The 20,591-nt window shown below is 43.4% G+C and carries 23 protein-coding genes; 4 read left to right on the top strand and 19 right to left on the bottom strand.

Annotated features, from left to right (window positions below; genetic code table 11):
- Positions 1-48 precede the first annotated feature (48 nt).
- A complete protein-coding gene (locus tag SJY39_RS18505) occupies positions 49-237 on the top strand; it encodes a DUF2986 domain-containing protein (RefSeq protein WP_010429789.1) in 189 nt (62 codons plus the stop codon).
- A 114-nt stretch (positions 238-351) separates the two neighbouring features.
- On the opposite strand, the gene SJY39_RS18500 is transcribed toward SJY39_RS18505, so the two are convergent.
- From SJY39_RS18500 to SJY39_RS18460, 9 genes are all read right to left on the bottom strand, one after another.
- Positions 352-1,275 (bottom strand): ABC transporter substrate-binding protein, encoded by a 924-nt coding sequence (locus tag SJY39_RS18500; protein WP_010429794.1) that lies wholly within the window; start codon positions 1,273-1,275, stop codon positions 352-354.
- Positions 1,276-1,277: 2 nt separating this feature from the next.
- Complete coding sequence (locus tag SJY39_RS18495; protein ID WP_010429797.1) at positions 1,278-2,153, bottom strand: metal ABC transporter permease; 876 nt, start codon at positions 2,151-2,153, stop codon at positions 1,278-1,280.
- On the bottom strand, positions 2,153-2,887 hold the full coding sequence (locus SJY39_RS18490) for a metal ABC transporter ATP-binding protein (RefSeq protein ID WP_010429799.1): 735 nt from the start codon (positions 2,885-2,887) through the stop codon (positions 2,153-2,155). The genes SJY39_RS18495 and SJY39_RS18490 overlap by 1 nt, the downstream gene beginning before the upstream one ends.
- A complete protein-coding gene (locus SJY39_RS18485; protein WP_010429801.1) occupies positions 2,887-3,822 on the bottom strand; it encodes a metal ABC transporter solute-binding protein, Zn/Mn family in 936 nt (311 codons plus the stop codon). Before SJY39_RS18485 ends, SJY39_RS18490 begins: the two co-directional genes overlap by 1 nt.
- Positions 3,823-3,867: 45 nt before the next feature.
- Entirely contained in the window at positions 3,868-4,446 is a 579-nt protein-coding gene (locus SJY39_RS18480) for a DUF6162 family protein (RefSeq protein ID WP_010429803.1), read from the bottom strand.
- On the bottom strand, positions 4,443-4,778 hold the full coding sequence (locus SJY39_RS18475; protein ID WP_010429805.1) for a hypothetical protein: 336 nt from the start codon (positions 4,776-4,778) through the stop codon (positions 4,443-4,445). The genes SJY39_RS18480 and SJY39_RS18475 overlap by 4 nt, the downstream gene beginning before the upstream one ends.
- A 116-nt stretch (positions 4,779-4,894) precedes the next feature.
- Positions 4,895-5,731, bottom strand: a complete 837-nt coding sequence (locus SJY39_RS18470) for a DUF4198 domain-containing protein (RefSeq protein ID WP_010429807.1) — start codon at positions 5,729-5,731, stop codon at positions 4,895-4,897.
- A 100-nt stretch (positions 5,732-5,831) separates the two neighbouring features.
- Positions 5,832-6,350, bottom strand: coding sequence for a DUF2271 domain-containing protein (locus SJY39_RS18465; protein WP_016767173.1), 519 nt, complete (start codon positions 6,348-6,350; stop codon positions 5,832-5,834).
- Between the two features lie 72 nt (positions 6,351-6,422).
- A complete protein-coding gene (locus SJY39_RS18460; protein WP_016792460.1) occupies positions 6,423-7,052 on the bottom strand; it encodes a PepSY-associated TM helix domain-containing protein in 630 nt (209 codons plus the stop codon).
- A 414-nt stretch (positions 7,053-7,466) separates the two neighbouring features.
- Here SJY39_RS18460 and SJY39_RS18455 point away from each other — a divergent pair, with 414 nt between their 5' ends.
- Positions 7,467-7,787 carry a hypothetical protein gene (locus SJY39_RS18455; protein WP_010429815.1) on the top strand — a complete coding sequence of 107 codons (321 nt, stop codon included), beginning with the start codon at positions 7,467-7,469 and terminating at the stop codon, positions 7,785-7,787.
- Positions 7,788-7,958: 171 nt separating this feature from the next.
- Here the strand turns inward: SJY39_RS18455 and SJY39_RS18450 are convergent, their stop codons facing one another.
- From SJY39_RS18450 to SJY39_RS18420, 7 genes are all read right to left on the bottom strand, one after another.
- Positions 7,959-9,113 carry a lipopolysaccharide assembly protein LapB gene (locus tag SJY39_RS18450; RefSeq protein WP_016792459.1) on the bottom strand — a complete coding sequence of 385 codons (1,155 nt, stop codon included), beginning with the start codon at positions 9,111-9,113 and terminating at the stop codon, positions 7,959-7,961.
- Positions 9,114-9,133: 20 nt separating this feature from the next.
- Complete coding sequence (locus SJY39_RS18445; RefSeq protein WP_010429821.1) at positions 9,134-9,754, bottom strand: energy transducer TonB; 621 nt, start codon at positions 9,752-9,754, stop codon at positions 9,134-9,136.
- Positions 9,755-9,773: 19 nt separating this feature from the next.
- Entirely contained in the window at positions 9,774-10,178 is a 405-nt protein-coding gene (locus tag SJY39_RS18440) for a biopolymer transporter ExbD (protein WP_004739212.1), read from the bottom strand.
- The gene (locus SJY39_RS18435; protein ID WP_010429842.1) at positions 10,175-10,735 is read right to left on the bottom strand and encodes a MotA/TolQ/ExbB proton channel family protein; all 561 of its coding nucleotides are present in this window, start codon (positions 10,733-10,735) and stop codon (positions 10,175-10,177) included. Before SJY39_RS18435 ends, SJY39_RS18440 begins: the two co-directional genes overlap by 4 nt.
- Positions 10,735-12,111, bottom strand: coding sequence for a MotA/TolQ/ExbB proton channel family protein (locus SJY39_RS18430; RefSeq protein ID WP_010429845.1), 1,377 nt, complete (start codon positions 12,109-12,111; stop codon positions 10,735-10,737). The genes SJY39_RS18435 and SJY39_RS18430 overlap by 1 nt, the downstream gene beginning before the upstream one ends.
- Complete coding sequence (locus SJY39_RS18425; RefSeq protein ID WP_016792857.1) at positions 12,111-12,878, bottom strand: DUF3450 domain-containing protein; 768 nt, start codon at positions 12,876-12,878, stop codon at positions 12,111-12,113. Before SJY39_RS18425 ends, SJY39_RS18430 begins: the two co-directional genes overlap by 1 nt.
- A gap of 177 nt (positions 12,879-13,055) precedes the next feature.
- A complete protein-coding gene (locus SJY39_RS18420; RefSeq protein ID WP_016785286.1) occupies positions 13,056-15,152 on the bottom strand; it encodes a TonB-dependent siderophore receptor in 2,097 nt (698 codons plus the stop codon).
- Positions 15,153-15,705: 553 nt separating this feature from the next.
- Here SJY39_RS18420 and SJY39_RS18415 point away from each other — a divergent pair.
- Entirely contained in the window at positions 15,706-17,010 is a 1,305-nt protein-coding gene (locus tag SJY39_RS18415; protein ID WP_010429854.1) for a dicarboxylate/amino acid:cation symporter, read from the top strand.
- A gap of 131 nt (positions 17,011-17,141) precedes the next feature.
- Here the strand turns inward: SJY39_RS18415 and SJY39_RS18410 are convergent, their stop codons facing one another.
- The 3 genes from SJY39_RS18410 to SJY39_RS18400 form a co-directional block, all read right to left on the bottom strand.
- Complete coding sequence (locus SJY39_RS18410; protein WP_010429856.1) at positions 17,142-18,527, bottom strand: sensor histidine kinase; 1,386 nt, start codon at positions 18,525-18,527, stop codon at positions 17,142-17,144.
- The gene (locus SJY39_RS18405) at positions 18,524-19,189 is read right to left on the bottom strand and encodes a response regulator transcription factor (RefSeq protein ID WP_016785287.1); all 666 of its coding nucleotides are present in this window, start codon (positions 19,187-19,189) and stop codon (positions 18,524-18,526) included. The genes SJY39_RS18410 and SJY39_RS18405 overlap by 4 nt, the downstream gene beginning before the upstream one ends.
- Before the next feature lie 80 nt (positions 19,190-19,269).
- A complete protein-coding gene (locus tag SJY39_RS18400; RefSeq protein WP_010429860.1) occupies positions 19,270-19,743 on the bottom strand; it encodes an NYN domain-containing protein in 474 nt (157 codons plus the stop codon).
- A gap of 236 nt (positions 19,744-19,979) precedes the next feature.
- Here SJY39_RS18400 and SJY39_RS18395 point away from each other — a divergent pair, with 236 nt between their 5' ends.
- A complete protein-coding gene (locus tag SJY39_RS18395; protein WP_016792856.1) occupies positions 19,980-20,531 on the top strand; it encodes a DUF4174 domain-containing protein in 552 nt (183 codons plus the stop codon).
- Positions 20,532-20,591: the final 60 nt, after the last annotated feature.

The raw sequence follows: 20,591 nt of genomic DNA, 5'->3' as shown, positions 1-20,591 counted from the left end.
AAAATGATTATCCTCCACCGCCTAAACTAAATACAAGGCTATGCAGCAATGAACCGTAAGAAAAAAATCAATCAAATTCTAAAGAAGAAGCAAAAACAGGCGAATTCAAAACTGCATGGTAGCAACAAGCCTCGCTATATTTCTAAAGCTGACCGCGCAAAAATGGAAGCTGAAGAACAAGCTAAAGGTGCAGTCGAAGCAACTGTTGAAGCTGAAGAGACAAAAGCTGCAGAGTAAGTTAAAACTCGCAGTCCTCCTGTCTAGCTCACCAAACAGAGACAATGGACAAGAACAAAAAAAGCAGCCTCAAATTGGGCTGCTTTTTTGATCCTACCATTTTAATCGCGCTGATTAGCCTTTAAATGGCTGTACTTCCCAACGGGCAAACGGCGCTTTTGGGTTAATCCCAGCTCTACCCCAACGATCAACAGAATCAACCACTAAGATACGCTCACTCGGTACCAGCGACTTAATCAAGTTAGTTGGCTTCTTTGCGGTCACTAACCAGAGAGCATCGTCTTCCGAAAACATCGCTTTGAGCTTCGCTTTGTCTTGCTCTGTCCATTCGAGCTCTGCCTTGAACATCCGTTCTTCAACAAACAGCTGGCTACCCGAAGCAAAATCTTCCAAGCTTTCTGAAAGCAATAACACTGAATCTACATCATTATCCAGTAATACCGCCTGTTGCTTGTTAATCAGTTCTCGAACATCAAGCATCACACGCTGTAAGTTGCTATCAATCGTATCTGCTTGCGCCGGCCACAATAACTTAAAGTCATCAGCCACAATTGCCGCCATACGCGTTAGGTTAGTCGGGTTTAACCAGGCATATTTAGACACTTCACCATTCGATAACGTCAGCGCTGCAACACCTTGCGCGCGCGGTGTAATCGCTTGAGCGACATCAACCTCAACCAAGCGGATGTTACCTTGTCTCGCGTATACGAACGTAGGATCAGCTTGCCAAATCGATGTCAGCGTCAATGCAACTGTCGCCTTCTCTCCTGACTTAAGGACTATGCTTTCGCCCTTCGTTCCAAACCAGTTAGGCAAGCGATCAATACCGTATCGTTTTGGTGGAAGGTATTCAGTCGTAATGTCGGTGCCTTTGGTTAGCTCTGTCGCCAATGCATAAGTCACAGGTGTACTGGTTAGAATATCTTCTGCATTCACGTTCAGTGACAGCACAGAACCAGCCATTAACACACTACCAAGCACACTCAATTGAGCCGTTGCTTTTATTGATCTAGCGATACGATTCATTAAACAAGTCATGATTACGCCTTTCTTACAATTCGGTATAGCGTTGCTGCTAGGAAAAACGTTGCAGAAACGATGATGATTGACGCGCCCGATGGCACTGGCAATTTAAGTTCCATTGGCAACACGGTTCCAACCAAACATGCGATGGTTGCAAGTAATGCCGAAAGCAATACAAAGCTTCCCATACGTTTGGTCAGCAATCGAGCTGTCGCACCTGGGATAAGCAATAACGCACCGACTAAAACCGCGCCCACGATCTTTACGGCTGCAATTGTCACTAAGGTGATCATCATAACAAACAAGTAATCGTAAAAGCTGGTGTTGTAACCACGAACCTTGGCAATATCAGGGCTGATACAAGTTAGCAGAATACGGTTAAACGTTGGTATCAAGAGCAAAATGATGAGTGCGCAGCTGCCTGCGAGAATTACTAAATCTTGGTCTGTTACCGTGAGAATCGAGCCAAACAGAACGTTCTCAAGCATATGAATATTAATTTTACGTGCCACGTACATCAGCAATGCCGCACCAACCGCTAAAGCGAGCGCAAGGAAAACGCCCACTAATGTATCGTATGGCACGTTGGTTCTGTTTCTTACAAAGTGAAGTAGCAAAGCAAAGATCATACAGAAGCTGAACAGACCAATGATTGGGTTCTCTGGTGGTTCGCCAAGTAAAACACCAATAGCAATACCGGTCAAAGCCGCGTGACCAACTGCTTCAGAGAAGAAAGCCAGACGCTTTGCAATGACCAAAGTACCCAGGCCACCTAGCAAAGGGCCAAGCAATAGTGCCGCGACCAAAGCATTCACCATGAATGCGTACATGAAACTGTCTGATAACCAACCCGCTTCAACGCCACTTATGGCAAGTTGTCGTAACCAATCCATTACGCAACCTCCTTCGATTTGTTCATCGCTGAACCACTACTGTAATGTTGGAATAAGCTTTCAATTTGACTTGGGTGCAGTACTTGTTCGTGCGGGCCACTATCAACCAAGAATCGATTCACAACATGTACATTGGCTTCAAGACGGCGCACTGCAGTGACATCGTGATGTACCGCAAGAATCGTACGGCCTTCATCAACACATTCACGAATGAGCGATTCAAGATAACGAACACCCTGATCGTCCATACCGGTAGTCGGTTCATCCAACACCAATAGGCTTGGGTTATCCAACAACGCTTGAGCAAACAACACACGTTGCTGCTCACCGCCCGATAACTGCCCCATACGGCGATCGCTACGAGTCGCCATCCCCACACGATCCAATTGCGCTAATGCAAGATCCAGCTGTTTGGATTTACGACGCCAAAATAGAGGAATTCGAGTTTGGTTAAGCAACACGAAATCCATTACCGTTAGAGGTAAGCTTGATTCGAAGGTCGCTTTTTGAGGAACGTAACCAATACTTGGCTTTTCAGGCCAATGAATATCGATTTGCCCAGAAAAAGGGGTAAGGCCAAGTACAGAGCGTAATAATGAAGTTTTTCCACCACCGTTTGGTCCCATGATCACATGGCAGTCACCTGCTTTAAGTTCTAGCGAAATATCATCAAGAATGACGTTATTGTCGTATTGCAGACCGAGATTATTAATTGAGATTGATGGACCTAGCATTATGCATTCCCGCTTTCAGCTTGGTTAGCCGCCGCAAATTTCATCGCTTCGATTAACGTTTCTAGGTTTTTCTTCATTTCTACTTCCACCTTGTCGTCTTCATACTCGCCGTGCGTCATGTGAGAAAAGCGGTAAAGCTGTACACCTGTTTCAGCTTCAATGGTGTCAACGAAACGGTTTGGCATGTTTAGCTCGTAGAAAAGAATATCGATATCCGATGCGCGGATTTTTTCGATCGTCTCTTGCAGTTGGCTAGCACTTGGTTCAACGCCGTGTGCTGGCTCGATTACTGCCGCCACATCAACACCAAACTCTTGAAGAATGTAACCATAAGCATTGTGCGTGGTCGCCACTTTCATACCTGATGTATCGAGTTCGCCTAATGACAACATCGCATCACGCTTCATAAAGCGGAATTTTTTTGCATATTTACGAGCATTTTTACGATAAAACGCCGCGTTGTCTGGGTCGAGCTTAGATACTTCACTCGCGATGGTGTAAACCTTTTGGATGGTTGTAGAAAGTCCAACAAACGTGTGCGGGTTCACGGCGCCTTGACCCACAGACTGTCCTAATGCGGGAAGTAAAGGCACTTCTTTGTTCGCTTCGATCACCACTAAGTCATCACGTTGCGCGGCTGAGATTACTTTTAGTGCGAAGTCGTCATGGCCAATACCGTTTACCACGATCGCATCCATCTGGCTCAATCGCTTCAAATCATTGGGTTGCGGTAAGTAGTTATGCGGATTAAACCCAGCATCAACCAATGGAAGAATGTTCACTTTGTCACCCACTACTGCTTTTACATAGCTGTAGTAGGGTTGTAGGGTAATACCAACCGTCAGCTTCTCGCTGTCGACTGTGTACTCTTTTGCCAATGCATTGGGTGTTGATAGCACCGCCATTAACGACATGAACAGAGTCATAATTCGCATAGTCAATCTCTTATTATTAGTGAGCGTTTTTATAAGCCGGATTGCTTAATGAGAAGAAACATCGTGCTGAACAGTAATTTCTGATTCATTCACAACCAGTTTCCAACCTGTTGATTCTAGAGTTTGTTCATCAAACTGAGTCGGCTGGCTTGTTACACCTCCAAGAAAAATCCAGATTTCCGGAGAGACGCTGTTTGCATTCAAAATAAACGAGTCTGCAAAGCCATGTTCACTTGATGCATCGTATTCGCTTGGCGTAGAAAAGTAGTAACCACGTTCGTCCAATAACCAAGCATGAGAACCTTTTCGCTTCCAACTCTGGTCTTCAACAAAAGGCGCGACCCATTCATCTTTAAGTGACACAACACTGGGCCATTCACCATCTGAGTCCATACGCAGGTCGCGAATCTCTTCATGAGCCAAACGTAGCTCTGACAACATCGCCAAGTTTTCTTGCTCAACATCCGTCACCAAAATTTGATGATCAAGTACCGTTTTTACGTGGGATTCTGCCTGATGAAACGGGATAGTGACCGTGGCAAAGCTCAGAATGAAAACAATGATCAGCCCTACCCATTTTCCTTCTCTGCCACCCGTGTCAGCACGTACGCCTTGAATCATCATTTATCGCTGATCTCAACAACGTCGACTTCAACCGGAAACTCATGGCCTGAATCAAATACAAGGTAAAACTCAGTGTCAGGATTGGGAAATTCAACGATAGAACGTTTATCTGTCATCTCTTTTGCAATCAAGTTGTCTTCGTAATCGTACATCTCAACCGCGTAATCAATCGCTTTACTACCATCAGAGTAACCCGCTTCACAGGCCACGGTTTTGCCTTCGAACCAGCAGCTCATCAGTGGAAAGTGTGCTTGCGCAGGTAATGCAGCGAAACCAAGCGCCAATGCCAAGCATGGAGTAATTATTAATTTTAGTTTTGTTTTTATTGTCATGGTTCGTACCCTAGCCACAGTGCAACTCCTCAGAAGTAAACTGAGCGATAAAGGGCTCAAATGAGCCCTTAAGTATTTGATTGCTTAATCAGGGAGCTAGCCCCCGATATCACAGATTATTGAAGCAGAGCTTCGAACGTTAGGTGAACGTTCGCACTTGCTTTATCTGCCAATGGGTTGTCAATCAACTCACCTTTGTAGTTCGCTTTCATTACATAACGACCTGCAACCGTTGGAGTGAAAGTGATTTCGCCGTTTTCATTGCTCACAACATCAATCTGTTCTTGATGGTTACGGTAAAGCGTGCCTTCACGAGTGATCTCCGCTTTTACGTCTTTCTGAATTTCACCGTTGTAGAAAAATTGGAATGTTACTGGTTCACCCTCAATAATGTCCGAAGGGTGTGTTACTGGCTTCATTTCAAGAAGTTTGCCTTCGATTTTGAACACTGAATCCGATGGTTTACCAACAGTGATGTAGCTCTCTGCACGAGTGAAACTGATTCGAGTTACCACGTCACGTGATTCTTTAGGAAGTACAGAGTCACGTTCAGCCTTGTTCGCTTTAATCCACTTCACGGTATCACGACGGCCAGCTTTGTATTGCGTGTAGTAAGAAGGCTCGTTGTTAATCGCAACTTTGTGCGTACCTTCTTCTTCAAAATAGAAATCGAAGATTGAACGACGCTTCCCGCGAATAACAAAGTTAGGACGCTCGCTGCGACCATCAGGCATGATGACATGAGCATTTTCGCTACCAGCAGGCTTATCAAAAACAAACGTACCATGAGACGCAGTAACGTCGAACGTTAGCCAATCACCACCTTCTTTAGATACAGTGAAGTGAGATGGCAAAATCCAACGTGGGTGAGCTTGTGCCGTTGTCGTTGCTGCTAGGCCGAATGCCATCACACCCGCTAGAGCAAGTGCTTTGATTTTTGTCTGTTTCATCATGTTCAATTCCATTATTTATAATTGTTAGCCGTGTCGCTCTATCTGAGCCTACGATGACGACTGTTTATTCTGTTCAGCTTGGTTTTACTGTTCGCACTTACTAGTTAGCGATGTAGTTCAGAGTAATTTCACCCGTCTCTTCTGTAGCCTTTAACTGATAAGAAGCGTTTGAATCCGTTAGCGATACTTTTTGACGAAGATAATTACGACCACCGTGTTCACGAACAACTTCGATATGAACCGTGTAATCACCTTGTTCTAAAACTTGACCGTCATCGCTTTTACCATCCCAAGCAAAACGATATTTGCCAGCAGGACGCGTTGCCGAAGTCACAGCATCAACCAATTCACGGTCATAACGACCAACCTTTCGCCACCAGCTGCGTAAATCTTTAAGCCATTCGTCTTTACCGATCCAAAGCTCAATAGTTTTCACTGATTTTCGTTCACTGTTCTCTACCCAAACCGCCACATAAGGGCGTGCGTACATAGAGGTATCGATCTTTGGAAGTTCGAAGCTCACATCAAGTTTTGCCGTATCAGGAATCGCTTGTGCCATACCGAGACTTGGCAAAAGAGATAAAGCAAGAAGCGCCTTGCTCCAGTTCATTTTTTTCATGTTTAACAACCTTTTAAATCCGTTTAACCTTTCATTCGTTGCTCAATCCAATCCATCAATTGAATCAAGCGATTAAGGTACGGCGACAAAATAGATAGCAAGTGAGATTGCAGAGCCAAATACCGTCCATTTGATGGAGGTGTTGAGTGTTTTTTTCTTAGGTAACAATAAGCACACGCCAGTAAGCACAAAGAAGATCATCAACAGTGCAGTGATATCGATGAACCACTTCCATACTTCACCGCTGTCGCGTCCCTTATGTAGGTCGTTCAACAGTGCGATAACGCCGTAATTGGTTGTTTCGATTTCTACCATTTCAGACGTCACGTCAACGAACACAGAGGCGTTGTAGCCTGGTCCTTTGAAGTCCATAGACACTTCGCCGATGAGCAACTCACCGTCTTCAATCTCTGCGTAGATATCTAAACCTGAAGGAACGCCAGATAAGTTGGCTTCTTTAAACAGAAACGTTTCAAAGGCCGTTTCATCGGCTTTTAATCGTCCTTCTTGTATCATGAATAAATTCGTAGGAAGCGTTAACGTCGATCGTTGGATATTGGGTTGCGTTGATTCAAATAACTCAGGCCGGTTCAGGGTGATACCTGTCACTGAAAAGAAAAGAACAACGAACAGAAGCGCCATTGAAATATAAACATGAAGTCGACGAGCCCATGATTGAACCGCCCTACTTTTTAACGACATACAAACCAATACCTATAAATTTTATGGCGACAATTTAGTTGATAATCATTCGTATTGGCATTCAATTTACATTGTTTACGTTTACCGAGCGGTAGAAGAAAATTTACATAACATTACACGGGAAGTAATCGAACTGTATGCATATTCTTGCTAACTTGTATTCATGGTGCTTAGTCGCCGTTTAAAGTTCGACAAAAGCTGAAGGTCAACAAGAGCTAAACAGGTGGATTGAGCAACTTTAAGACAAAGGACGCAGTGTGCATGGATGAGTACTTACGAGGTTTTGCACTGAGATCACTATAGACATCATTGAGGTGTGTATGTGTTCAGCGATTGATGTGATGCGGTTTAGAGTAGATTAAACTTATTGATTATAAATTAGGTACAGTTACACAAGTTTAAAAGGATTTTAAAATGCGTATTATTATTTTAGCTTTTGCCATGTTGGTGACGGCTTGTACCAGCCAAATAGCAAGCAAGCAAGACCGCCTCCAAAAACACATCGGCTCAAACATAACCGATATACAAGCACTGTACCTAACTGAACGTTCGCGCCCTATCAGTTTTTGGGAATCGCGAAACTATGCTTGGGTTGAGACTAAAAAGCCTTTAGATAATGGCAATACTTTGCACGCCTTTAAAGACCCGTATCGTGATTGCACTATAAACTGGATCGCTGATAAAAGTGGTGTGATTCAAAGTGCAATTCCAATCGGTACGATGTGCAATCCTTGAGCTTAGAATGCTCACGCTTAGAACTTAGTTTTCGCTGTTTGCCCTCCCGGACACTCAAGCGCGCAAAAGTTTAACGCAAGATATCAAAAAGGGTGCCATTTGAACGTTCAAATGGCACCCTTTTGCTTTTCTCATTTTTATGTACTATCTCTTATCTTCTGTTTACAGCTATTAGACATTTCCATTCTCGGTTACTGTTCGTAGTTGAGTTAGATATTTAATCCAACCTTTTGCTTCAGAAGAGGGTTCAATGTTATTCGCACGCTTAGCTTGAGCGAGTGCGTTATCTAAGTTTTTCAACTTATACCAAGAACGCACTTTTGCCAATGCTACGTCGGCCTGTTTATTTTTGTCTTTCACTTTGTCTAAAACAACCAACGCTCGATCATAATAACCCTGCTGAACCAAAAGCTGAGCTACATTCCAGTGGTATCGAGTGTCTTTTTTAGACGCTAACGTCCACACTTCAATCGCGTTGTCCCACTCTTTCGCTAGCTGCCAGTAAGTTGCTTGCTCCGCCAGAAGTTGAACATCACTGTTCGCACCATCTAACTTAGCGATCTCTTGAGCAGCACGCTCAGGAATGCCTCGTTTCGCATATAATTGAGCAAGCAGCCTGCGGTCTGAATCTTTTAGCTCAACACCATGCAGATCAGCCAACGCCAGCGTATTCAATGCATCACGATTACGCTCCAGTCTTAACTGGATACCAACAAGCTGACGCCACCAGTTATCTTTCTCTGGTTGAAGTTCAATGAGGCTTTCTAGTGTTGGAATAGACTGTTTCCACTGTTTTAACTGAAGCTGCGCGCCCAACTTCAACGATAGAGATGACAACTCTACTTTCGAATTGAATTTGTCTCGATTACCAATTGCAACTAGGGTTTTTGACCAGTTTTCAATTTGGTATTCAGCTTGGGCAATTCGCATCCACAGTGTGCCTTTCTTTTCCTTTTCTGGCGCTGTTTTCACTAACTCGTAATAGTGCGGAAGTGCTTGTTTGAACTGCTGATCATTCAGCAACAAATCAGCAAGCATACGCTTCGTTACCCAAGCTTGTTCATCCACCAGTAAATTAGTATCGACGGCATAAGTCAGCTGCTGAATCGCCTTATCAGTTTTACCATCTTGCCAATAAAACACCCCCAGCATGCGAGCTACATATGCTTTGTCGTATCCTTTAGAAAGCTCTAAACCTGCAAGTACTTCAATCGCCTGTTTAACCTGTTCATCTTGAGCAAGCTTATGCGCTTTTTGAACACGAATAGCAGTATATTGGGATAGCTCTTGCGCCTGTGTCGTAAGGGGCAATAATAACAAGCCCATTAATATCCATATCTGTTTCATCATTTATCCAACTTGAATTCAAAGGTAAATGTTTGACCAAATTGAGGGGTTGATTTTCCATCCACAACCTTAGGCTGATACTTGTATTTTTTCAGTGCACGTATCGCTTCACGTTCAAACATGCGACGTGGGTTGGCTTCAATCACTTCAATATCGATTGGGCGTCCTGTTTCATCTATGGTAAACGACAAACTGACAAAACCTTCAGCGCCGCGCTTCAACGCTTTAGCTGGGTAACGAGGTTCTACTCGATACAGAGGCATTGCCTGTTGGTTCGACCCAAAATCAGAAAATGTCGGTGCGTTAATCGCTAGGCCGTCAATCGATGTATTCAAATCCAATGAAGGCAGCGAAGACATCGAATTCAGAGGCGTAACTTCAGCCTGTGACTGAGACGTTTGCGCTTCCGGTGGTGGCTCTGGCATTTCTGGTTTTTCAGGGACTGCGCGTTGTCGTCTTTGGACTTCTTGTTCTTGTTCCACCATTACCATGTTGAAACTTAACGTCTCGCTATCGTCTGGTGAACCTTGATGGCCATTGTCGACCATCCAGGCCATAAAAGAAAACAGAGCTAAGCCCAATGCACCCGCTAACGGTAAAGCAAGAAATAGGCGAATCATTTATGAAGATCCTCCAAGATCATCGCTTATCAGCAGCAAGCGCAATGTTTTTAACACCTGCACCTTTCGCGGCATCCATCACTTTAACAACAGTACCGTTGTAAGCGTGTTCATCCGCTTGAATAACCAAAGAAGCATCAGGTTGTTCTAGCAACAAGTGCTCTAACGTCGCTTGTACACGTTCAACATCAACGACACGCTTATCAATGAAAATGTCATTTGCAGATGTAATCGCGACAAAGATGCCCGCATCCTTTTGGCTAACTACGTTAGAAGCTTGTGGGCGATTGACTTCTACCCCTGATTCACGAACAAATGAACTGGTCACAATAAAGAAAATAAGCATGATAAAGACAATATCAAGCATCGAAGTAAGGTCTATTTGAGCCTCTTCGTTTTTAGAATGACGTCGACCGAGTCTCATCGTTGACTCCTTAAAGATTTTTCTAATTTTAATTCTAAGCGGTTACACACTTTCGCTAAACGTGCATGGACAAACATGCCCGCTAATGCAGCAACCATACCTGCCATGGTTGGCAGCGTTGCTAACGAGATACCTGAAGCCATCAATTTAGGGTCACTGCTGCCTTGTGTCGCCATAACATCAAAAACAGAGATCATACCGGTTACAGTGCCTAGCAAACCCAACATTGGACAAATAGCGACTAACAGCTTAATAAAATTCAAGTTTTGGTTAAGCAAGATACTCGCTTGCCCTAACCAACCTTCACGAATGGCTTTGGCATGCCAAGAAGAGTGATCTTCTCTTTCATGCCATTTCGCTATCCAAGCTTGGCGTTGCTTAGGAAAGTAGAACGCAAGATAAAGCACACGTTCAACCACAAGCACCCAATACACTAGGACAACAGCCGCTAGCCACCACAAGACGAAACCGCCCTGCTCCATAAAGCTTGATAAAGACAGCAGCCAGTCACTCGTTAACCAACTCGCTGGTAATAGAGAACCCGACAAAATATCCATTACGCAGCAGTCCCAACTGGTGAAACAACAGCGTTTGATTCAACGGTCTTTTCAGCCTGCTCAGCAACAAGACCAATACCTTGTTTCTCAAGAATATTACGAATGTTTTCCGCTTGACTGCTAAGAATGTTGTGTGCCAGTAGAAGAGGCATTGCAGCAACCAGACCAAGTACCGTAGTTACAAGCGCCATCGAAATACCACCCGCCATTACTTTAGGGTCGCCATTACCAAACTGTGTGATCACTTGGAATGTTTCGATCATACCCGTTACTGTACCTAGAAGGCCCAACATTGGTGCTAATGCTGCCAATAGTTTAAGCATTGATAGGCCTTTCTCTAAATGAGTCTGCTCATCAACAACCGCTTCTAAAAGTCGTAACTCTAACGCTTCTACCGTTTGGTTTTGCTCTTTGTTGTAAACTGCAAGAACACGACCTAGAGGGTTGTCACCCGCTTGCTCTGGGTTCTTAAGTTGAGCGCGAATTTTCTGGCGAGCGATAACCAAAGAAATACCTCGAACCAATGCGATGATTAAACCAATTGCCAGCAGGCCAAGAATCACTTTACCAACCACACCACCCGCTTGTAGACGGTCAGTTAGGCTTGGCGTCAGTGCTAATTGCTCGAGCATGAACCCGCGAGAAGGATCGACAACGACATTAGATATGTCACCATTCGCAAGTGAAGAAAGTGACGCTAACGTTGGACCATTTGATGGCTGTTTCAGATACGCAATTGCATCTTCACGCTGAGTGTTCCAGCTAACATAGCCTTGGTCTGTCACTAAGCCAATTGAACCTAAACGATAAGCGTCGACAGACTGTGTGTTGCCTTCGCCATTGATGAATGCAATTTGAGATTTGCTAAGCTCTGAGCTTGCTTGGATCTGTTCCACCATGCTCATCCACAAACCAGAAAGTTGTGGCATTGATGGCAGGGATTTAGCATCGATAATTTGGTCAACGGTCGCTGTGTGCTCAGCGCGATCAACGCTATTTACTGTTGAACTAAGCTCTGCACCTAGTTCTTTCGCGTTTTGACGAACGACACCGAACAACTCACCAAGGCTACCCGTTTCTAAACGCAATTTTTCTTCTAAACGAGCAAGCTTGTTTTCGTTGTCGCTGAAGGTTTGAGTAAGAACGTCTGTCGCATTTTGAACCGATGTACGTTTCGCTTCAAGCTCCGCTTTGATCGCTTTAAGTTCTTGTTCAGTCTTTTTAAAGTCAGCTTCACGAACTACGTTGTGAGAAGCTTGAGTACGGTTCTCTGATTTTGCTTTGTTAACGAGCTGAGCCGTTGAGTCGGAAGCTGAGAAAGCAGAAAATGAAAGTGACGTAATACAAAGCAATGCTGCTAATGGTTTTAAGTTCATTACTTAACCTCCGCAACAGTTAAAGAAACAGGTAAAGTAATCAAGCTTGGGGCTGCTTGTTGGCTAGCAATATCATACGCTTTAACGAGCTCAAATTTCATAGAAGAATCAAGTTCTTGCCACTGAGCATCTGTTTGATTCCAAGCCCAGTACTGGCTGCCATTTAGGTTACGAGCAACCAAAGAGATACGACCTAAGTGCAGAACATCTGCCTCGATCGTTTTATCACTCGCCAATGCGACACGACCTTGGTACACACCAAGCTTGATGCCGTAGTCCATCTCGATTTGGTATGCCTCTAGGATGCGACGGTATTTCTCTGCATCACTGACATCAGCATGAGTCATCATTGCTTGTAGCTTTTCAACTCTTTCTAGACGCTGCTCTTTCTTAATCGGAATATCTTGCTCGACTAACTGTTGAAGGCCATCGATCATTTGATACATCAAAGGTACAACACCTTGACGTGTGTATTTGATTTCGTCGATCTGCGCTTCAATGCTCTGAGCTTCTTTGTTTTGGCTATCAACCAATGCTGCAAGATGGTCGTGATAGATTTCTAGATTCTTCACTTCTTCTTGCAGACGCTCAATCTCAGCTTGCAGCATCAAGGTCGCTTGCGAACTTTTATCAATAACCTTTTGGCTCGAAGCCGACGCGTTATTGGTCTTATTTTGAATTGATTGAGCTTGATCCAAGCTGTTTGCCATAGAAGACGTTGCAACCAAACTGATGGCAAGTGCTAGGCTAGTTTTTAAAAGATTCATAATTGTAGTCATTTACTATAGAAGAAGGTCAAATGAGTTTTATTGATAAGCAGTCTCATTATCATTAAAAGTCACTCACATTACTAGGGATATTTTACGAAATAGCAGAATCACGAAAGGGGAAAGTAGAAACCCTCCCCTTAATATTTAGGCTAACAATAGTACCCTACTAACAAATTAGTATTTTACCTGTAACGTTGCCATGTAGTTGCGGCCTTCGCCAATAACTACGTCCTCAGCAAATTGGTGACTTGAAGAAGTAGAACCACCACCCGCTAGGTATTCTTTATCAAATACGTTCTCTACTGTTAGACGCGCTACGAAATCAAGAGAGTCGTCGTACTTAAGTGTGTATGCTGCGCCCATATCAACACGGGCGTAACCATCTTTCTTGAAAGTATTCGCATCATCACCGTAACGAGAGCCTTCATAGATAAGACCAAGGTTTACATCAACTTCATTTGTTGCGGCATAAGTAGACCAAACACTTGCTGCAAATTCAGGTACATCTACTGGACGATTGCCCGCGTATGTTTCATGATTAGCAATTTCCGCATCTAAGTACATTGCAGAACCAGACATTGAGAAGCGCTCTGAAATAAAGCCTTGTGCAGCTAGTTCAGCACCACGGTGAAGTTGTTCGCCGCCTTGTGTCTTCGTCCAATCACCTGATGCAGTGTCTTCTACATCCATCGAGATATTTTCTTGCGTAATATCGAATACTGCGCCGGATACGAATAGACGCTCATCCATTAGCTCCCACTTAGTACCTACTTCATATGATACACCTGTTGCTGCATCAAGAAGTTGACCATCGTTGGTGTAGTTACGGCTTCCGCTAGAAACAACACCTTGTGGTTCGAAGCTTTCAGAATATGAAGCGTAGATGCTACCGTTTGATACTGGGTGGTAAATCACGCCAAGCTTAGGTGCTACGTTTTCTTCTGCAACGCCAGAACTTACTTTACGATCGAAACGGGCGCCTGCAAGAACTTGCCATTCGTCATTGATAGTAATTAGATCTTGAATGTAGAAGCCCCAAGTATCGTAAGTGCTCATCTTACCTAGCGATGTTGCTCCTACTGAAGGTACTGGTACTGTTGCATCTGGTGCATATTCACCACTGCTGAAACGATCCATACCACGGTAGTAGCTGTAACCTAACCAGTTAGCGCCGAATAGTAATTGGTGTTCTGTGCCCGCAAGATCGGCGGTTGTCGTTAGATCTACGTAAGCCGTTCTAAAACGCCATTTGTCATGACGGTAGTTACCGCCTTGAGTCACGGTACCCGTACCGTCAGGGTTCATATTTGAAAAGCTTGGGTAGCTTTCCATATCTATACGTTCGAAATCTTGGTAGTTGAAACCTGTTTTCACTGACCATGTATCAGTTAGATTAGCAGCAATATCAAAACCTACGTTTTCAACATCATTTTCAATCTGTGACCACTGCGCATCCCAGATCTGTTTATCGTTACCAACTCGGTTACCATCCAGTGTGTATAGTGCACCAGAATCTACGCTACCTTCGTCGTTCGTCTTATCGTAATGAACGGAAACCGTTACGTCTTCAGTAACATCGTAATCAACATATACACCACCAACAAAACGTTCTGTTTGTGGCTCAGTACCATCTCCGTACTTTCTCCAAGAACCGTAACTTTCTTTAGATAGAATTGCGCGGCCGCGTAACGTTTCAGCATCGTTTAATGCGCCACTTACATCTAGAGTCGTGCGAGTGTGATCATTAGAACCGATGTCTTGGCTAAGACTTACTTGTGTATCGTAAGTTGGCTTCTTGCTTACCATGTTGATCAAACCACCTGGCGCAGAAATACCGTAAAGAAGGCCAGATGGTCCTTTAAGTACTTCAACACGCTCTAACAGTTCGATTGGTTGGCGGTAGTGAGACCAGTGTTGTTGGCCATTTTTCAGGAAGCCTGAAGAGCTCTCTACCGAGAAACCACGCAGAGAAAAACGCTCACGGTTACGACTAGTACCACCAGCACTGACACTCGCGTCATTCTTAAGAACGTCACCTAAGGTTGTTGCACGCTGTTCATCGATGATTTGCTCATCAATTACTGAAACTTGTCCCGGAGTCTCTAATTGAGTCGCCTCCATGCGCATTGCTGTTGTGTTCGTGTCGGCTTTGTAGCCGTAATCTCGACCTTCAACAACCATATGTTCATCTGTTTTTACTGTTTCTGCCAGTACTGCCGGTGAAGCTAGTACCGCGCCGATCACTAAAGCCAATGGGCTCTTTGAAAACATGTCCTTTACTCCGATTTATTCTTTTATTCGAACACTTTTTATTTTGTTGTGTCCGTTGTTGTCCCGTTTCCGGTACCACTGAGTCATTTCGGAGGTGAATATAAGTGATAATTATTACCATTTGCATTAAATTTACATTCTTTGCATTCGTAAAGTTTTGTAAAGCGCTTAGAAAGACTTTGTCCTCTCCACCAGAAATTGTCGTTCAACACATCATTTGATCCTCTGACTTAATGATTCATTCACAAATAAGTGCACAACACTTTATTACAAGGTTATTTGCTCCATCAATCCAACCCCAAAACCGATAAGAAAACCTTCTATCTTATTTACTACCTTTGAAACGATGTTTTTATGTATAAAAGCCTCGATAAATGTAAATAAATAGTGAATAAGTTTAATTACACTTGTTTATTTTACAAATTTATCAGTGATTTTGATCACATCTATAATGCCTAAGCAATTTTTTGTTTTTCGATTTAATCAACCGACTGCTAATCTCCTGCTCACTTTGAAAAGGTGTCAAAGTTATAAATAATAAGGAGTGTTCTAAATGAATACCAAGAAACCTATGTCTCTGACTGGACGAGTTATCCTCGGTATGGTCGTAGGTATATTTACGGGATTTGCCATTCAATCTCTTTTTGCAGACAGCGGATTTGTTAACAACTACATCGTTAACGGACTCTTTGAAGTAGGCGGACAAATCTTTGTCGCCAGTTTGAAAATGCTTGTTGTTCCACTAGTCTTCGTTTCACTAGTGTGTGGTACAAGCTCACTGAAAGACCTATCAACTCTTGGTCGTATGGGCGGTAAGACGTTAGCACTTTATATCGGTACGACTGCCGTTGCTATCACACTGGCTCTGACTATCGGTAACTTATTCCAGCCAGGAGCAGGTGCAGATCTTACTGCTGCAAGCTCTTTCAAGTCAGCGGACGCACCATCTTTGGGTCAAGTCATCATCGACATGTTCCCTACTAACCCTATCCAGGCGATGGCTGAAGGAAAAACACTGCAAGTTATCGTTTTTGCCGTGTTGTTTGGTATTGCTATTAGTGCTGCAGGTAAGCCAGGCGAACGTATCGCTGCGGTTTTCTCAGATCTGAATGAAGTTATCATGAAGTTAGTAGCGCTACTAATGAACCTAGCCCCTTACGGTGTGTTCTTCTTAATGGCAAAACTGTTTTCAGGTCTTGGCTTAGGTGCAATTTGGAACTTAGCAGAATACTTCTTAGTGCTTGCTGGTACCCTACTTCTGCACGGTTTGGTTACCTACAGTGCGATGTTGAAAGGTTTCACCGGTTTAAGTCCTATTACGTTCTTACGTAAGATGGAAGATGCAATCATGTTTGCATTCTCAACGGCTTCTTCGAACGCAACCATTCCAGTAACAATGGAAACAGCTAAGAACCGCATGGGTGTAGACAATAAAGTAGCATCATTCACTGTACCCCTAGGTGCAACTGTGAACATGGATGGTACGGCTATCATGCAAGGTGTTGCGACAGCGTTTATCGCACAGGCATACAACATTGACCTTACTATGGGTGACTACCTGATGGTTATCCTAACGGCGACATTAGCGTCTGTTGGTACAGCGGGTGTTCCAGGTGTTGGCCTTGTTATGCTGGCGATGGTATTGAACCAAGTAGGCCTACCGCTTGAAGGTATCGCGCTTATCATGGGTGTTGACCGTCTTCTTGACATGATTCGTACAGCAGTAAACATCACAGGTGATAGTGCCGTAACGATCATCGTTGCGAAGTCTGAAGGTTCTTTCGACGAAGCTCGCTTTAACGACCCAGCAGCTGGCGAGAAAGAAGAAGAAGTTAAACTAGCACGCCAACAGGCATAATCTAGCTTCTTTGATGCTCTTGCTTTTAAGTTAAGGCGTAATTAATGGCTATGCCTTAGCTGATAAAAATAAAACGCCACTGCATCTGCAGTGGCGTTTTTTATTGTGTATTGTTTTACAGGGACGGGCAGCTAATCGGCGATTGGGAACATCAGGTTTACTCTAAGGCCTCCACTGTCTCTATTCTCAGCAGTAACGTGCCCATTCATCACGCCCATTGCTTCTTTAACAATCGCAAGGCCTAAGCCGTAACCACCGGATTGTTTATCTCTGGCTGACTCTATCCGTGTAAACGGGTCAAAAATGCCTGCAATCTTGCTATGAGGAATGCCTTCACCATCATCTTCTACACATATGACACTGTAACTTTTATCGATAACGAGTTCGCGCGTTGATATAACGATATGAGCATTCTCGCCAGCGTACTTAATAGCATTACCAACCAAATTTCCAATAACTCTTAAAAGCAGTCGCTCATCAACGTTAACCATCGGCGTAGGCATCGTTAGATCACTAACCAAAGTTTGATTCGGTTTTAAGTCGTTTTGCATCTGCGCGATCAACATCGAGCAATAGTGCTCGAGGTGCATCAGGCTAAATTTGGAATCATAACGAGAGGTTTCTAAGCGGCTAAACTCGAGTATTTCGCCCACCAGCTTATTCATCTCTTCTGTTTCGCTTTCCATACGATCTAGTAAGCCTATACTCTTCTCATCAACTTTATTACGCAATAAGTGCAATGCGAGGTTCTGCCTTGCTAATGGAGTCCTGAGTTCATGAGAGACATCTCGTATTAATCGACGCTGCTTCTCTGCGAGAGATTTGATCTCAAACGTCATGTGATCAAAATCCACTGCTAATTCATTAAATTCTCGTGTATTTGATTTCAATTCAGAGACGACTTGTACCGAAAAGTCACCTTCCGCTAAACGTCGACTCGCTTCTCGCAAACGATCCAAAGGTTGTTGTAGCCTACGCGCCATAATTAAAGAGAACAAAGACAGGATGATGAAAGCGATAAAGACCTTCATTAAGGACGAGTACAAACCAAACGACTTAGCGGGATGGAACCGGTGCGGTAATTGGATAACTAGGCTTTTACCGTCATTTAAAGGTAGGCCAAATATCGGCCGATTCACAACGGCATCCAATTGATGATCTAACGTTCTTAAGAAACGCAACTTGAATTCAAAGTGTGGGTGCATGTGCCTATGTGTGATCGGGTGATTGTCTTTTCCCAAAACAAATAGGTAATACTGCTGAGCGTTTGCCCAGTCGGCAAGTTCATCCATGTCCCCTTCTTCGATTAACACATTAGCTTGATATGCGAGGTCTAGCATCTCGTGCTTCACAGAGTCTGGGACTTTTAGTAATGCCTTCATCAAGGCCTTCTCAGCTACAGCTTGGAAAATAAAAATGCTGATAATGATAATCGTCAGGTACGAGAAAAGTTGGAATGTTAAACCATCTTTACGCTTGGCGATAAAGTCAGGACAACGCAGCAGTTTTTTACTCATGCTCCTAACGACTCTAGGTAACTGTAACCTTTACCACGAACAGTTTTAATATGTTGTTTTGACAAGCCCGCCTGCACAAGCTTTCGGCGTATATTGCTGATATGCATGTCCAAATTACGATCAAAAGGACACAGTTCTTTCTTAAGTACATGGATTTGGAGATCAGATTTGGAGACAACGATGCCATCATTTTTAACGAGATAATCGAGCAAGTCTTTTTCAGTACCGGTTAACGGTAAACGAGCCAACTGCTCGCCTAATCCCTGATTGGATGAAGCCAAAGATTGCCTCTGACGTTCAAATCCTACTCTTCGTAAGATAACCTTAATGCGAGTCAACAACTCAGGAACGTTGAAAGGTTTGGCTATGTATTGGTCTGCGCCAGCTTGATAACCATCTAACATTGAAGCGTCATCATTAAGAGCCGTCAACATGAGAATGGGCGTTGCGAAACGCTGACAAATGCGTCTTGCCACTTGTATCCCACTGAGGTTAGGTAGCATTACATCAAGCAAGACTAAATCAACGGGATGAGATTGGATAAACTCAAGCGCAGACTCACCACAATGAACGGTATCGACGTGATACCCTTCATTCTCCAACACTTCACCCAACAATTCACATAACTGAATATCATCATCAACAACTAAAACGCGCGACATCATACAAACCGATAAATAATAATAGTTTGCATTCTAATTATCGTTATTATTGATTTCAATTATAAAATGCGAGATTTCTCTTATAGTAAGAAATCTTTTTCAATCGGTACAAATTTTGAGGCAGAATCGATAAGATTTTGAGCCGTTAATCCGGGAACGCCGTATACTTCAACAGGTTTACCAAAGCGCTCTTTAATTCGTTCAACCAAGATTTCGAAATCACCATCACCTGATACCAAAACAATTGTATCAACCGTCTCGGCAAGTTCTATCGCATCTAACGCAATGCCTACATCCCAATCCCCTTTTGCGCTGCCGTCTCGGCGCTGGATAAACGGTTTTAACTTCACATTAAAGCCAACACCGCGAAGAATATGGTGAAATTGACGCTGTTTAGGATCTTGACTAGAGATAGCGTAGGCATTGGCTGCAATTACGTTACGTCCTTCCGTGGCAACATACCAAAACTGGTTATAGTCGAAGTTAGAACGGTATTTATCGCGTGTCGTATAGTAAACGTTCTGAACGTCGACCAAAATTGCTATATTTTCCATAAATTCATACCTTTAGATTTTCCGTATACCCTATTCTATTCAATTGTGAAATGCGAGTCGCTTTATTTAATAAAATGAACCTGTTGGCTATCGTTAACGTAAGTTCACCTATACCAAAGCGATCTATGCTCGATGTTCCCCGATAGAATTGGAATGTAGTGGTGTTGGATTCTACACTTTATAGAGAGAGTTGTTAGTTCGCTCTTGAGCAAAGGCTTATTAAATGGAGTTTGGCTATGCAACAACGACAGATACTCAAATCATTCTCAAACATCGTCCTACCAAGCCGATGGCGAGGAACAAGCGATTCATACAACACAAGTTGGTGGTTTTCGCTACTAACACTACTGACTATCAGTACGGTATTAATTATGAGCTTAACGATCAACTCGGCCTTTGCTTATCCTGTCTACTCTCATTCAAAAGTTTTACCACATCGAAGTGTGATTTATTTTGCTCCCACTGAAGACTCAGTGGTTAAAGACTTTTTAAACGAAGTTCTAATTAATAATTGTCAATTGGACGAGCGAGATGTCGTCGTCATGGTAATTGCAGAAAGTGGTTACACCGTTCCGACTTGGCTAAATGAAGAGTTCAATCTAAAGGCCGTTACCAACAGCTATCAGATCCCTAAAGGGTCACATACGGCTGTTTTAATAGGAAAAGACGGAAAAGAAAAACATAGATGGAATGGAAAAACAGATTGGAATTTGCTTACCAACCTCATTGACGAGATGCCAATGAGACAGCAAGAAATGCAGCGACAAAATAGCCGCTGCAGTATTTAATCCGCTTTTAGTCAACCTGAGAGCAAGTCGGCTATCTATTGACTTAATTAAGGATTGAGC

The organism is Vibrio sp. R78045 (assembly GCF_042466085.1).
GTDB classification, from domain to species: Bacteria; Pseudomonadota; Gammaproteobacteria; order Enterobacterales; family Vibrionaceae; genus Vibrio; species Vibrio cyclitrophicus.
This window is presented reverse-complemented; position numbering and strand designations above follow the sequence as displayed.

Excerpts from the sequence above, each read along its gene's own strand:
- SJY39_RS18505 (WP_010429789.1), top strand. The coding sequence starts at position 49 with ATGAACCGTAAGAAAAAAATCAATCAAATTCTAAAGAAGAAGCAAAAA.
- SJY39_RS18500 (WP_010429794.1), bottom strand. The coding sequence starts at position 1,275 with ATGACTTGTTTAATGAATCGTATCGCTAGATCAATAAAAGCAACGGCT.
- SJY39_RS18495 (WP_010429797.1), bottom strand. The coding sequence starts at position 2,153 with ATGGATTGGTTACGACAACTTGCCATAAGTGGCGTTGAAGCGGGTTGG.
- SJY39_RS18490 (WP_010429799.1), bottom strand. The coding sequence starts at position 2,887 with ATGCTAGGTCCATCAATCTCAATTAATAATCTCGGTCTGCAATACGAC.
- SJY39_RS18485 (WP_010429801.1), bottom strand. The coding sequence starts at position 3,822 with ATGCGAATTATGACTCTGTTCATGTCGTTAATGGCGGTGCTATCAACA.
- SJY39_RS18480 (WP_010429803.1), bottom strand. The coding sequence starts at position 4,446 with ATGATGATTCAAGGCGTACGTGCTGACACGGGTGGCAGAGAAGGAAAA.
- SJY39_RS18475 (WP_010429805.1), bottom strand. The coding sequence starts at position 4,778 with ATGACAATAAAAACAAAACTAAAATTAATAATTACTCCATGCTTGGCA.
- SJY39_RS18470 (WP_010429807.1), bottom strand. The coding sequence starts at position 5,731 with ATGATGAAACAGACAAAAATCAAAGCACTTGCTCTAGCGGGTGTGATG.
- SJY39_RS18465 (WP_016767173.1), bottom strand. The coding sequence starts at position 6,350 with ATGAAAAAAATGAACTGGAGCAAGGCGCTTCTTGCTTTATCTCTTTTG.
- SJY39_RS18460 (WP_016792460.1), bottom strand. The coding sequence starts at position 7,052 with ATGTCGTTAAAAAGTAGGGCGGTTCAATCATGGGCTCGTCGACTTCAT.
- SJY39_RS18455 (WP_010429815.1), top strand. The coding sequence starts at position 7,467 with ATGCGTATTATTATTTTAGCTTTTGCCATGTTGGTGACGGCTTGTACC.
- SJY39_RS18450 (WP_016792459.1), bottom strand. The coding sequence starts at position 9,113 with ATGGGCTTGTTATTATTGCCCCTTACGACACAGGCGCAAGAGCTATCC.
- SJY39_RS18445 (WP_010429821.1), bottom strand. The coding sequence starts at position 9,754 with ATGATTCGCCTATTTCTTGCTTTACCGTTAGCGGGTGCATTGGGCTTA.
- SJY39_RS18440 (WP_004739212.1), bottom strand. The coding sequence starts at position 10,178 with ATGAGACTCGGTCGACGTCATTCTAAAAACGAAGAGGCTCAAATAGAC.
- SJY39_RS18435 (WP_010429842.1), bottom strand. The coding sequence starts at position 10,735 with ATGGATATTTTGTCGGGTTCTCTATTACCAGCGAGTTGGTTAACGAGT.
- SJY39_RS18430 (WP_010429845.1), bottom strand. The coding sequence starts at position 12,111 with ATGAACTTAAAACCATTAGCAGCATTGCTTTGTATTACGTCACTTTCA.
- SJY39_RS18425 (WP_016792857.1), bottom strand. The coding sequence starts at position 12,878 with ATGAATCTTTTAAAAACTAGCCTAGCACTTGCCATCAGTTTGGTTGCA.
- SJY39_RS18420 (WP_016785286.1), bottom strand. The coding sequence starts at position 15,152 with ATGTTTTCAAAGAGCCCATTGGCTTTAGTGATCGGCGCGGTACTAGCT.
- SJY39_RS18415 (WP_010429854.1), top strand. The coding sequence starts at position 15,706 with ATGAATACCAAGAAACCTATGTCTCTGACTGGACGAGTTATCCTCGGT.
- SJY39_RS18410 (WP_010429856.1), bottom strand. The coding sequence starts at position 18,527 with ATGAGTAAAAAACTGCTGCGTTGTCCTGACTTTATCGCCAAGCGTAAA.
- SJY39_RS18405 (WP_016785287.1), bottom strand. The coding sequence starts at position 19,189 with ATGTCGCGCGTTTTAGTTGTTGATGATGATATTCAGTTATGTGAATTG.
- SJY39_RS18400 (WP_010429860.1), bottom strand. The coding sequence starts at position 19,743 with ATGGAAAATATAGCAATTTTGGTCGACGTTCAGAACGTTTACTATACG.
- SJY39_RS18395 (WP_016792856.1), top strand. The coding sequence starts at position 19,980 with ATGCAACAACGACAGATACTCAAATCATTCTCAAACATCGTCCTACCA.